The organism is Pseudomonas sp. UBT, assembly GCF_050915955.1.
Taxonomy (GTDB): domain Bacteria; phylum Pseudomonadota; class Gammaproteobacteria; order Pseudomonadales; family Pseudomonadaceae; genus Aquipseudomonas; species Aquipseudomonas antarctica_A.
This window is the reverse complement of record NZ_CP168079.1, coordinates 4,833,522-4,845,872: the sequence shown is the minus strand read 5'-3', so window position 1 is coordinate 4,845,872 and position 12,351 is coordinate 4,833,522. Positions and strand designations below refer to the sequence as shown.

Genomic DNA, 12,351 nt, shown 5'->3' with positions numbered 1-12,351 from the left:
CACAAACCCCCAGGTTAATTGCCTCACCCCCAGCCACCCGGTAAAGTGCCGCTCCCCCCGCAATGCCCGAGGCAGCCCCCATGACCCAGACTTTTGAAATTGCAGTGATCGGCGCCACCGGCACCGTGGGCGAAACCCTGGTGCAGATTCTCGAAGAGCTGGATTTCCCGGTGGGCACCTTGTACCTGCTGGCGGGCAGCAACTCGGCCGGTGCGTCAGTACCGTTTCGCGGCAAAAACGTGCGGGTAAAGGAAGTCGATGAATTCGATTTCAGCAAGGCGCAATTGGCGTTCTTCGCAGCCGGTCCGGCGGTAACCCTGAGTTTCGCCCCGCGCGCCACGGCCGCCGGCTGCTCGGTGATCGATCTCTCAGGCGCGTTGCCGGCCGAGCAGGCACCTCAAGTGGTGCCGGAAGCCAACGCCCATGTGCTGGACGATCTGAAAAAGCCCTTCCAGCTGGGCAGCCCAAGCCCGTCCGCTACCAACCTGGCGGTAGTCCTCGCGCCGCTGCGCCGTTTGCTGGACATTCAGCGCGTTAGCGTCACCGCCAACCTGGCCGTCTCTGCCCAGGGCCGTGAGGCTGTCAGCGAGTTGGCTCGACAAACCGCAGAGCTGCTGAACGTACGCCCGCTGGAGCCCAAGTTCTTCGATCGGCAGATGGCCTTCAACTTGCTGGCACAAGTCGGCACGCCGGACGCTCAAGGTCATACAGCCCTGGAGCGACGCCTGGTCCACGAACTGCGTGCGGTACTGGAAACTCCTTTACTGAAGATTTCCGCAACCTGCGTTCAAGCGCCGGTGTTTTTTGGCGATAGCCTGACTGTGTCTTTGCAATTGGGCGCGGCAGTCGATCTGGCGGCGGTCAACCGTGCACTCGATGCGGCACCGGGCATTGAGCTGGTCGAAGAGGGAGATTACCCCACGGCCGTGGGCGATGCGGTCGGCCAGGACGTGGTCTACGTGGGTCGAGTGCGTGCGGGCGTGGATGACCCGGCGGAACTAAATCTATGGCTGACGTCAGATAACGTACGCAAAGGCGCCGCATTGAATGCCGTGCAACTGGCGCAGTTGTTGATAAAAGGCCTTGCGTAAAAGATACTTGGCGGCAATTTGTAGATTGATTCTAGCCAAGCGCTATGCTTGGTCCCTAGCGGAACAGAAGCGCGTCGGTAACCTATCGGCTCGCCATGCCTTATGGCAGCGGTTACCAACCTTCTCGCAGGCCGGGGAGTGTTCAAACAAAGGATGAGGCTATGGTTCAAGTTCGCAAACTGGTGTTAGCAATAGCGGCCGCCTCGGCGCTGTCCTCCGGTATGGCGCAGGCGCTGCAGCTTGGGGAGATGACCCTCAAGTCGAAGTTGAACCAGCCGTTGTCGGTGGAAATCGAATTGCTTGATGTCGGTGGCCTCACCGCTTCCGAGATTACCCCGGGCCTGGCCTCCGACCAGGCGTTTGTAGACGCAGGCGTTGATCGCCAGGCGTTCCTCAATGACCTGACGTTTACCCCGGTGATCAACCCTAGCGGCCGCAGCGTGGTGCGCGTCACGTCCAGCAAGCCGCTGCCGGATTCCTATGTGCGTTTCCTGCTGCAGGTGCAATGGCCCAATGGCCGCCTGATGCGCGACTACAGTGTGCTGCTCGACCCGGCCAAGTTTGAGCAGTCGGCACCGACGCCGACGCCGACTGCCAGCGCACCCGCGCCGCGTTTGAGCGCGCCGACCGGCACTGCGCCGACTGTCAGCAAACCCGCTCAGCACACCACGACTTCTCACGACACCCTGTGGGAAATTGCCGCAAAGAACCGTAATGGTGCGTCGGTCCAGCAGACCATGCTGGCTATTCAGGCGCTCAACCCTGACGCCTTTGTCGACGGCAACATCAATCGCCTGAAAACTGGCCATGTCCTGCGCCTGCCGGACCGCCAGCAAGCCTCCGCCTTGGCGCAGCCCAAGGCGATTGCCGAAGTGACCGCGCAAAATGCGGCCTGGCGCCAGGGGCGTCGCACGGCCAACAATCAAGCGGCGGGCAAGCAGCAACTGGACGCGACCAAGCGCGCCCAGGCGGGCAATGCGCCGTCGAGCACCGACGCGAAGGATAACTTGAGCCTGGTCTCTGCCGAATCTGCCAAGAAAGGCGCGAAGGGCAAGGCGGGTGACGGTCGGGCACTGAACGACAAGCTTGCGATGACCCAGGAACAACTGGATACCACTCGCCGCGACAATGCCGAACTGAAAAGCCGCGCGGCGGACCTGCAAAGCCAGTTGGACAAGCTGCAAAAGCTGATTCAACTGAAAAACGATCAACTTGCCAGGTTGCAGGCAGCAAACGGCGCCCCGGCGGCGCCGGCGACTGCGGCGATGCCCGCTCAATTGGCCGGCGAGCCAGCCGCTGCGCCGGCTGCTGTTCCAGCAACGCCCGAAGTTGCGCCTGCTGCGGCTGCACCGACACCGGCACCGGCACCGGCTGCACCCGAGCCGATCAAGCCGGATGCCGCGCCTGACACCACCGAAGGTAAATTCAACGATCTGCTGACTAATCCGATCGTCCTGGGTGTGATCGGCGGTGCGGCTGGCTTGCTGGTGTTGTTGCTTCTGTTGTTGTGGGCACGTCATCGCAATGCGCGCCTTGAAGAAGAAAAGCACCTGCGTATGGCGCGGGCTTTGGCCGAAGAACCGCAATTTTCCCCTAGCATTGATCACGACCTGCCACCAGACAGCTTCGAAGGCCTTGAAGTAACGCCACCGAACGTCAAGTTGGCTGCTGCGCCTGCGCCCGCTGCGGTGGTTGAGCCGGTCGTGGTTGCGCCGACGGTTGCCTCGGTACTCTCGCCGCTGGCGGTTGCCGTCGCTCCGGAAAATTCCAGTGATGCGTTGGCGCAAGCTCAATCTCATATCGACCGTGGTCACCTGAACCAGGCGGCCGATGTGCTGGAGCAGGCGATCAAGCGCGAGCCCAAGCGAAGCGATCTGCGTTTGAAGTTGATGGAAGTTTACGGCCTGCAGAGCGACAAGGACGGCTTCGTTACCCAGGAGCGTCAACTGGTGGCCAATGGTGAGAACCATGCCCAGGTCGAGCAGCTCAAAAGCCGCTTCCCGGCCATGGCTGTGTTGGCGGCGGGCGTCAGTGCTGCGGTGGCTGCAGCAGCCCTGGACGCCCAATACGTCAAGAACCTGATGGAAGACAAACCCGCTGCTCCGGCCCCGGAGCCAGAGGCGTTCGACACGGATTTCGACCTGAGCCTGGACGATCTGGAAGCCGCTTCACCGGCCGTGGTCAACCCGAAAGACGAGCTGAGCTTCGAGTCTGTGTTGCAACAGCAGGCTGAAGCCAAGGCCAGCCCGGACGATTTGTCGGACTTTGATCTGGACCTGCAACTGGAGGCTCCGGCGTCCACGCAGTCGGATGACGACTTCCTTTCCGGTCTTGAAGACCAGATGAAGGACGTTCCGGCCGTTGAGCCGCCGACCCTGACGCCTGCCGCGCTGGACGACTTTGACCTGCCGGAAGATTTCGACCTGTCCCTGGCGGATGAGCCGCAAGCGCCTGCCGCCGGCAAGCCCGAGGTATTCGCCTCGGAGCTCGATGACGTCAACGCTGAGCTGGATCGCCTGTCCCAGAGCCTGGAGCATCCGCCGATCGAGCCTTCCTTCACTGCTGAAGAGGCGGCGTTGGGCGGTGATGAGCCGGAATTCGACTTCCTTTCCGGTACCGATGAGGTCGCCACCAAGCTGGACCTGGCCCAGGCCTACATCGACATGGGCGATGCCGACGGCGCGCGGGACATCCTTTCCGAGGTGCTGACCGAGGGCAATGAAATCCAGCGCGGTGAAGCCAAGGAAATGCTTGGCAAAATCTGAAGGAAGATGCAAATCCAGAGTGGGAGCGGGCATGCTCGCGAAAGCGGAGTGTCAGTCGATGCATTAGTTGGCTGGCCCACCGCTTTCGCGAGCAAGCCCGCTCCCACATCAGGACTGCGTACGCTCGTGCAACAAAAGCGCCCCTCATACGCCTGCCGCCTTTATAATGGGCGCCTTTGCGCAACTCATCGGGCTCTCAGTTCTTGGCAAATATAGATAACGCGGCCGCCGAAATGGCGGCCGCAGGCTTTTACCGCATCGCCCTGGGCGTGGAATACAAAGGTTCGCGCTATCGCGGCTGGCAGCGCCAGGCCTCCGGCGTATTGACGGTGCAGGAAACCCTGGAAAACGCTTTATCGAAAGTCGCTGACTCGCCGGTGTCGCTGATGTGCGCCGGGCGTACCGACGCGGGTGTGCACGCCTGTGGCCAGGTGGTGCACTTCGATACCCAGGCCGAGCGCACGATGAAAGCGTGGGTGATGGGCGCCAATATCAATTTGCCCCACGACGTCAGCGTCACCTGGGCCAAGGTCATGCCTGCGGATTTTCATGCGCGATTCAAGGCGATTGCCCGGCGCTACCGCTATGTGATCTATAACGATCAGATCCGCCCGGCGCACCTTAATCAGGAAATTACCTGGAACCACCGTCCCCTGGATGCCGAGCGCATGGCCGAGGCTGCACAGCATTTGGTGGGTGTGCATGACTTCAGCGCCTTCCGTGCCGGCCAGTGCCAGGCCAAATCGCCGATCAAGGAAGTCCATCACCTGCGGGTGACCCGCCACGGCAAAATGATCGTGCTGGACATCCGTGCCGGCGCCTTCCTTCACCATATGGTGCGCAACATTGCGGGTGTGCTGATGACCATCGGCACCGGCGAGCGTCCGGTGGAGTGGGCCAGGGAAGTGCTGGAAAGCCGCATCCGCCGCACTGGCGGGGTGACGGCGCATCCGTTCGGCCTGTACCTGGTGGATGTGGAATACCGCGATGAGTTCGAGTTGCCGGATCGCTTCATCGGGCCACACTTCCTCACAGGTTTCAGCGAACTTGGCGGCTGACGCCCGGAAAAGCTTTTGTTACCATCCGGGACTTTCTCGGTCCAACCCTGAGGTTTCTACGACATGTCAGCCGTTCGCAGCAAGATTTGCGGGATTACCCGCATAGAAGACGCGCTGGCGGCAGTCGAGGCGGGGGCGGATGCCATTGGTTTCGTGTTTTATGCCAAAAGCCCACGGGCGGTGAATGTGTTGCAGGCTCGGGCAATCATTGCCGCGCTGCCGCCGTTCGTGACCACCGTGGGGCTGTTCGTCAACGCCAGTCGCTGCGAACTCAACGAAACCCTGGATGCCGTGCAGCTGGACATGCTGCAATTCCATGGCGATGAAAGCCCCGACGAGTGTGAAAGCTACCAGCGCCCCTATATCAAGGCGCTGCGGGTCAAGGCGGGGGATGACATTGCCGCTGCCTGTGCGGCCTATACTGGTGCTCGCGGGATTCTGTTGGACACCTATGTCGAAGGTGTGCCCGGCGGAACGGGTGAGGCCTTCGACTGGACGCTGATTCCCGAAGGCTTGAAGACGCCGATCATCCTCGCGGGTGGCCTCAACCCGGCCAATGTCGGGGCGGCCATCGAGCAGGTCAGGCCGTACGCGGTGGACGTGAGTGGTGGGGTGGAGCAGGGCAAGGGCATCAAGGATCACCAGAAGATTCGCGCATTCATGCAGGCCGTGCGCAACAGCAGTGGCGCGATGTGACGGCTGACAGTCTGCCGCCGTCCATAACTACCACTGTGTAGAACAGCACCGGCGCCGCCTGCGGGAGGCCCGGAAATGAAGTGGCAACCCTGCGCTGGCAGGTTGTCTGGAAGGCTGAGGAGGCATGCGGGAAATGGCCGGTCGAACGTCTGACCCCGTCCAGCATGTGTCATCGCCACATATGAATTTAGCTCAAGGGCATACGCGGGGCTGTGTTCAAGCCACCGGTACTGGAGAAAGAAAGCATGAGCAACTGGTTAGTAGACAAACTGATCCCTTCGATCATGCGTTCCGAGGTGAAGAAAAGCTCGGTTCCTGAAGGTCTGTGGCACAAGTGCCCATCCTGCGACGCGGTGCTGTACCGCCCCGAGCTGGAAAAGACCCTGGACGTTTGCCCCAAGTGCAACCATCACATGCGTATCGGCGCCCGCGCCCGCATCGACATTTTCCTCGACGCCGATGGCCGTAACGAGCTGGGCGCCGACCTGGAGCCGGTTGACCGGCTCAAGTTCCGCGACGGCAAGAAGTACAAGGACCGCCTGACCGCTGCGCAGAAGCAGACCGGTGAGAAGGACGCGCTGATTTCGGTCAGCGGCAAGCTGCTGGGCATGCCGGTTGTCGTGTCCGCGTTTGAGTTCTCCTTCATGGGCGGTTCCATGGGCGCCATCGTGGGTGAGCGTTTCGTACGTGCCGCCAACTACGCCCTGGAAAACCGTTGCCCGATGATCTGCTTCGCCGCCTCAGGTGGCGCGCGTATGCAGGAAGCGCTGATCTCCCTGATGCAAATGGCCAAGACCTCCGCGGTACTGGCGCGTCTGCGCGAAGAAGGCATTCCGTTCATCTCCGTGCTGACCGACCCGGTCTACGGCGGCGTTTCCGCCAGCCTGGCGATGCTGGGTGATGTGATCGTCGGTGAGCCGAAGGCCCTGATCGGCTTTGCCGGCCCGCGCGTGATTGAACAAACCGTTCGCGAAAAGCTGCCGGAAGGTTTCCAGCGCAGCGAATTCCTGCTTGAGCATGGCGCCATCGACATGATCATCGCCCGTGGCGAGCTGCGTCCACGCCTGGGTAACCTGCTGGCGCAAATGATGGGCCTGCCGACACCGGTGTACATCGCGCCTAAAGTCGAGCCAATCGTCGTGCCGCCGGTGCCTGCAAACCTATGACCCAGCGTACCCTGGGCGAATGGCTCGCCTACCTTGAGCAATTGCATCCGTCCGCCATCGACATGGGCCTGGAGCGCTCGCAACAGGTAGCGGCCCGCCTTGGGTTGGGCCGGCCGGCACCGCGCGTGGTCACGGTGACCGGCACCAACGGCAAAGGCTCTACCTGCGCCTTTGTCGCGGCGCTGCTGCAGGCTCAAGGGCTGAAGGTGGGCGTGTACAACTCCCCGCACCTGTTGCGTTACAACGAGCGGGTGCAGCTCAATGGCGTCGAAGCCACTGACGAGCAGCTCTGCGAAGCCTTCGCCGCGCTGGACGTCGGGCGTGGTGAGATATCCCTGACTTACTTCGAGATGGGCACCTTGGCGGCGTTCTGGATGTTCGAGCGTGCGCAGTTGGATGTGGTTGTCCTGGAAGTTGGCCTGGGTGGGCGTCTGGACACGGTCAACGTGGTGGATGCCGACCTCGCGCTGGTCACCAGCATTGGCGTTGACCATGCCGACTACCTGGGTAATACCCGCGAGTCAGTAGCCTATGAAAAGGCTGGTATCTTCCGTCAGGGCAAGCCTGCGCTGTGTGGCGACCTGAACCCGCCGCATACCTTGCTCGATAAGGTGCGTGAACTGGATTGCCCGTTTTTCCTGCGGGGGCGCGAATTCAATCTCGAGATTGGCAACCAGCATTGGCAATGGCGCGGGCGTGATGTGCGTGGGCAAGTTGTAGAGTTGCGTGATTTGCCGCTGCTGAACCTGCCGATGGAAAACGCTGCGCTCGCGCTGCAAGCCTACTTGCTGATGGATTTGCCGTGGAATGCCGAGCAGATTGCTGCGACATTGCAGGCGACTCGTGTGGTTGGGCGTCTGGATCGCCGCACGTTCGAGTGGGCGGGCAAGCGTTTGAATCTGCTGCTGGATGTGGGGCACAACCCGCACGCTGCCGAATACCTGGCACAGCGCCTGTCGCGCACGCCACCGGCTGGTCGCCGTTTGGCGGTGTTCGGGCTGTTGGCCGATAAAGACCTGGACGGCGTGGTCGCGCCGTTGCTGAGCAATGTCCAGGCGTGGGCGGTAGCGCCGCTGGATACGCCGCGCACTCGTCCGGCCGCCGAGCTGGAAATCGCCTTGCAGAACCTTGGCGCATCGGTGGCGTCGTATGCAAGCGTCACCGCGGCACTTGAAGCGCAATGCGCGGTGGCCACGGCCGAGGACGAAATTCTGTTGTTCGGATCATTTTATTGTGTTGCCGAGGCGCTCGAGTGGTTGGCCCGGCGCTCCACGGAGGAAGCTGCACATGGCATTACTGGATAGCGCATACAAGCAGCGAATGGTTGGGGCCCTGGTGTTGGTGGCGTTGGCGGTGATTTTTCTGCCGATGCTGTTTTCCCGTCAGGACGAACAGCGCCAGATAGTCGTCGAGGCGCCGGCCGCGCCCCAGGCGCCTGCGGTCCCTCAGGTTCAGGTTGAGCCGGTGGTGGTGCCCGAGCCGCAGGCGCTGCCGCAAGAGCCGGTGCCGACCGACGAGGAAATCGCTGCGCAGCAGGCGCCGACCCAGCCGATACAGCCGAGTGTTCCTGTGGTCAAGCCTGCTCCGGCCCCGGTCGTTGCCGCCAAGCCTGTTGCGCCCGCGCCTGCGCCCAAGCCAGTAGCGCCGCAACCGGCTGCGCCGGGTAAGCCTGATGTGGGGCAGAGCCGTATCGATCCGAATGGCTTGCCGATCAGTTGGTCGATCCAGCTCGCCAGCCTGGCCAACCGCGAGAGCGCCGAAGCCTTGCAGAAAAAGCTGCGTACCCAGGGCTACAACGCCTATATCCGTAGCGCCGACGGCAAGAACCGGGTGTTTATCGGGCCGCTGATCGAGCGTGCCGAGGCGGATCGCCTGCGGGACTTGTTGGGCCGGCAGCAGAATCTCAATGGTTTTGTGGTGCGTTTCCAGCCTGAGCGCGGCTGATTTTAAGCGGGAATGCGGTTCAAATGTGGGAGCGGGCTTGCTCGTGAATACGGAGTGTCAGTCACTGAATGTGTATCTGACGCACCGCATTCGCGAGCAAGCCCGCTCCCACATTGGTTTTTTAGTGGTCTTAAGATAGCGTTCGCTCTTCACAACCCATTGATTTGCAAAGCACCCGTAATCACAGCTTACCGATAGCCCGGCGCTCTGCTAAAATGCGCCGCCTTATCCGTACGTAGGCTGCACTGTGCCATTTACCTGGGTTGATTGGGCGATCGTTGCAATCGTCGCCATCTCCGCTTTGATCAGTCTAAGCCGCGGCTTCGTAAAAGAAGCACTGTCGTTGCTGACTTGGATCATCGCAGGAGTCGTAGCCTGGATGTTCGGTGGTTCACTGTCGGTTTACCTGGCCGGGTATATCGAAACACCTTCGGCCCGCGTTATCGCGGGCTGCGCCATCATGTTCATCGCCACGCTGCTGGTGGGGGCAATGGTCAATTATCTTATTGGCGAGTTGATACGTGTCACCGGCCTCTCCGGGACCGATCGATTTCTCGGCATGGCCTTCGGCGCCGCGCGTGGCGGCCTGCTGGTGGTTGTGGCGGTCGGGCTGTTGAGCCTGGGGCCGGTACAGCAGGATTCGTGGTGGCAGGAGTCGGTACTCGTGCCAAAATTTCTATTGGTTGCAGACTGGTCCAAGAACCTCATTCTGGGGTGGAGCAGTCAGTGGCTGGCCAGCGGAATCAGCGTACCCGCTGATCTTCCGTTCAAGGAACACCTTTTACCGGCCAAAACGCCTCAGTAAGCTGTGTTCAGTCAAGATTCATTAAGTAGGGGTTGCGTCGCATGTGTGGCATCGTCGGTATCGTCGGTAAGTCGAACGTCAATCAGGCGCTGTATGACGCGCTAACCGTCCTCCAGCACCGCGGCCAGGACGCTGCCGGTATTGTGACCAGCCACGACGGCCGGTTATTCCTGCGCAAGGACAATGGCCTGGTGCGTGACGTGTTCCATCAGCGTCACATGCAACGCCTCGTCGGGCACATGGGCATTGGCCATGTGCGTTACCCGACTGCCGGTAGCTCGACTTCGGCCGAAGCTCAACCGTTTTACGTCAACTCGCCTTATGGCATCACCCTGGCGCACAACGGTAACCTGACCAACGTTGAACAGCTGGCCAAGGAGATTTACGAATCTGACCTGCGCCACGTCAACACCAACTCCGACTCGGAAGTGCTGCTTAACGTGTTCGCTCACGAGCTGGCCCAGCGTGGCAAGTTGCAGCCGACCGAAGAAGATGTGTTCGCTGCCGTCACTGATGTGCACAACCGTTGCGTCGGTGGCTACGCGGTGGTGGCCATGATCACCGGTTATGGCATCGTCGGTTTCCGCGACCCCCACGGCATCCGCCCGATCGTGTTCGGCCAGCGTCACACCGACGAGGGCGTCGAGTACATGATCGCTTCCGAAAGTGTGTCCCTGGACGTGCTGGGCTTCACCCTGATCCGTGACCTGGCCCCGGGCGAAGCGGTGTACATCACCGAAGATGGCAAGCTGCATACCCGTCAGTGTGCTGTGGCGCCGAAACTCACCCCGTGCATCTTCGAACACGTCTACCTGGCGCGTCCGGATTCGATCATTGATGGCGTTTCGGTCTACAAGGCGCGTCTGCGCATGGGCGAGAAGCTGGCCGAGAAGATCCTGCGCGAACGTCCAGAGCACGATATCGACGTGGTGATCCCGATTCCGGACACCAGCCGTACCGCTGCGCTGGAGCTGGCCAACCATCTGGGCGTCAAGTTCCGCGAAGGTTTCGTCAAGAACCGCTACATCGGCCGTACCTTCATCATGCCGGGCCAGGCAGCGCGCAAGAAGTCGGTCCGCCAGAAGCTCAATGCCATCGAGCTGGAATTTCGTGGCAAGAACGTGATGCTGGTGGACGACTCCATCGTACGCGGCACCACGTGCAAGCAGATTATCCAGATGGCCCGCGAAGCCGGTGCGAAGAACGTGTACTTCTGTTCCGCCGCGCCTGCCGTGCGTTACCCGAACGTGTACGGTATCGACATGCCGAGCGCCCACGAACTGATCGCCCACAACCGTTCGACCCAGGACGTGGCCGACCTGATTGGCGCCGACTGGCTGATCTATCAGGACCTGCCGGACCTGATCGAAGCGGTCGGCGGTGGCAAGATCAAGATCGAGCAGTTCGACTGCGCCGTGTTCGACGGCAAGTATGTGACCGGTGATGTCGATGAGGCTTACCTGAACAAGATCGAGCAGGCGCGTAACGACTCGTCGAAGATCAAGACCCAGGCGGTCAGCGCGATCATCGATCTGTACAACAACTGAGTAAACACCGGCCCTGAGGGGCCGGTTTTGTATCTTAAATAAAGAATTGAGTGAGGAGTCGCAGCATGAGTCAGGAATGGGATGCCGGTCGGTTGGACAGCGACCTCGATGGCGTAGCTTTCGATACCCTGGCTGTGCGCGCCGGCCAGCACCGCACCCCGGAAGGTGAGCACGGTGACCCGATGTTCTTCACCTCAAGCTATGTGTTCCGCACTGCTGCCGACGCCGCTGCGCGTTTTGCCGGTGAAGTGCCGGGCAACGTTTATTCGCGCTACACCAACCCGACCGTGCGAGCGTTCGAAGAGCGTATCGCGGCGCTGGAAGGTGCTGAGCAGGCAGTCGCCACGGCAACCGGCATGGCGTCCATTCTGGCCGTGGTGATGAGCCTGTGCAGCGCGGGTGACCACGTGCTGGTGTCGCGCAGCGTATTCGGTTCGACCATCAGCTTGTTCGAGAAGTACTTCAAGCGCTTCGGTGTTGAAGTGGACTACGTGCCTTTGGCCGAACTTTCCGGCTGGGAGGCGGCAATCAAGGCCAACACCAAGCTGTTGTTCGTCGAGTCGCCCTCCAACCCACTGGCCGAGTTGGTGGATATAGCCGCCTTGTCCGAAATAGCTCATGCTAAAGGCGCGATGCTGGTGGTCGATAACTGCTTCTGCACGCCTGCCTTGCAGCAGCCGTTGAAGCTGGGCGCAGACATCGTTGTGCACTCGGCCACCAAGTTCATCGATGGCCAGGGCCGTTGCATGGGCGGCGTGGTTGCTGGCCGCAGCGAACAGATGAAGGAAGTGGTGGGCTTCTTGCGTACCGCTGGCCCGAGCCTGAGCCCGTTCAACGCCTGGATCTTCCTCAAGAGTCTGGAGACCCTCAGCCTGCGCATGAAAGCCCATTGCGCCAATGCGCAGGCTTTGGCCGAGTGGCTGGAGCAGCAGGACGGTATCGAGAAGGTTCATTACGCTGGCCTCAAGAGCCACCCGCAGCATGCGTTGGCTCAGCGTCAGCAGCGTGGTTTCGGCGGTGTGGTGAGCTTTGAAGTGAAGGGTGGCAAAGAAGGCGCCTGGCGCTTTATCGATGCGACGCGCTTGATCTCCATCACCGCCAACCTGGGTGACAGCAAAACCACTATTACTCACCCGGGCACCACTTCCCACGGTCGTCTGACCCCGCAAGAGCGTGAAGCGGCGGGCATCCGTGACAGCCTGATTCGCATCGCCGTGGGCCTGGAAGATGTGGCTGACTTGCAGGCTGACCTGGCCCGCGGGCTGGCTGCCTTGTGATC

The 12,351-nt window shown here is 61.3% G+C and carries 10 protein-coding genes; all 10 read left to right on the top strand.

Translation table 11 applies throughout. The features are described 5' to 3' along the window. Positions 1–80 precede the first annotated feature (80 nt). On the top strand, positions 81–1,091 hold the full coding sequence (locus tag ACDZ94_RS22355; protein WP_432750844.1) for an aspartate-semialdehyde dehydrogenase: 1,011 nt from the start codon (positions 81–83) through the stop codon (positions 1,089–1,091). A 161-nt stretch (positions 1,092–1,252) separates the two neighbouring features. Then, positions 1,253–3,856, top strand: coding sequence for a FimV/HubP family polar landmark protein (locus ACDZ94_RS22350; protein ID WP_432750843.1), 2,604 nt, complete (start codon positions 1,253–1,255; stop codon positions 3,854–3,856). A gap of 233 nt (positions 3,857–4,089) precedes the next feature. Then, the gene (gene truA / locus ACDZ94_RS22345) at positions 4,090–4,914 is read left to right on the top strand and encodes a tRNA pseudouridine(38-40) synthase TruA (RefSeq protein WP_064453248.1); all 825 of its coding nucleotides are present in this window, start codon (positions 4,090–4,092) and stop codon (positions 4,912–4,914) included. A gap of 63 nt (positions 4,915–4,977) precedes the next feature. Next, complete coding sequence (locus tag ACDZ94_RS22340) at positions 4,978–5,610, top strand: phosphoribosylanthranilate isomerase (RefSeq protein WP_064453247.1); 633 nt, start codon at positions 4,978–4,980, stop codon at positions 5,608–5,610. Between the two features lie 245 nt (positions 5,611–5,855). Next, positions 5,856–6,776, top strand: coding sequence for an acetyl-CoA carboxylase, carboxyltransferase subunit beta (accD, locus tag ACDZ94_RS22335; protein ID WP_064453246.1), 921 nt, complete (start codon positions 5,856–5,858; stop codon positions 6,774–6,776). After that, a complete protein-coding gene (folC, locus tag ACDZ94_RS22330; protein ID WP_432750842.1) occupies positions 6,773–8,080 on the top strand; it encodes a bifunctional tetrahydrofolate synthase/dihydrofolate synthase in 1,308 nt (435 codons plus the stop codon). The genes accD and folC overlap by 4 nt, the downstream gene beginning before the upstream one ends. Beyond that, the gene (locus tag ACDZ94_RS22325; RefSeq protein ID WP_432750841.1) at positions 8,064–8,720 is read left to right on the top strand and encodes an SPOR domain-containing protein; all 657 of its coding nucleotides are present in this window, start codon (positions 8,064–8,066) and stop codon (positions 8,718–8,720) included. Before folC ends, ACDZ94_RS22325 begins: the two co-directional genes overlap by 17 nt. A 247-nt stretch (positions 8,721–8,967) precedes the next feature. Further along, positions 8,968–9,525, top strand: coding sequence for a CvpA family protein (locus ACDZ94_RS22320; protein WP_003212681.1), 558 nt, complete (start codon positions 8,968–8,970; stop codon positions 9,523–9,525). Positions 9,526–9,566: 41 nt separating this feature from the next. Then, complete coding sequence (gene purF / locus ACDZ94_RS22315) at positions 9,567–11,072, top strand: amidophosphoribosyltransferase (protein WP_064453243.1); 1,506 nt, start codon at positions 9,567–9,569, stop codon at positions 11,070–11,072. Between the two features lie 65 nt (positions 11,073–11,137). Then, complete coding sequence (locus tag ACDZ94_RS22310) at positions 11,138–12,349, top strand: O-succinylhomoserine sulfhydrylase (protein ID WP_221295250.1); 1,212 nt, start codon at positions 11,138–11,140, stop codon at positions 12,347–12,349. The last annotated feature ends 2 nt before the right edge of the window (positions 12,350–12,351 follow it).

What these genes read in the sequence shown, in the direction of transcription:
- ACDZ94_RS22355 (WP_432750844.1), top strand. Translation starts at nt 81, where the DNA reads ATGACCCAGACTTTTGAAATTGCAGTGATCGGCGCCACCGGCACCGTG.
- ACDZ94_RS22350 (WP_432750843.1), top strand. Translation starts at nt 1,253, where the DNA reads ATGGTTCAAGTTCGCAAACTGGTGTTAGCAATAGCGGCCGCCTCGGCG.
- truA (WP_064453248.1), top strand. Translation starts at nt 4,090, where the DNA reads ATGGCGGCCGCAGGCTTTTACCGCATCGCCCTGGGCGTGGAATACAAA.
- ACDZ94_RS22340 (WP_064453247.1), top strand. Translation starts at nt 4,978, where the DNA reads ATGTCAGCCGTTCGCAGCAAGATTTGCGGGATTACCCGCATAGAAGAC.
- accD (WP_064453246.1), top strand. Translation starts at nt 5,856, where the DNA reads ATGAGCAACTGGTTAGTAGACAAACTGATCCCTTCGATCATGCGTTCC.
- folC (WP_432750842.1), top strand. Translation starts at nt 6,773, where the DNA reads ATGACCCAGCGTACCCTGGGCGAATGGCTCGCCTACCTTGAGCAATTG.
- ACDZ94_RS22325 (WP_432750841.1), top strand. Translation starts at nt 8,064, where the DNA reads ATGGCATTACTGGATAGCGCATACAAGCAGCGAATGGTTGGGGCCCTG.
- purF (WP_064453243.1), top strand. Translation starts at nt 9,567, where the DNA reads ATGTGTGGCATCGTCGGTATCGTCGGTAAGTCGAACGTCAATCAGGCG.
- ACDZ94_RS22310 (WP_221295250.1), top strand. Translation starts at nt 11,138, where the DNA reads ATGAGTCAGGAATGGGATGCCGGTCGGTTGGACAGCGACCTCGATGGC.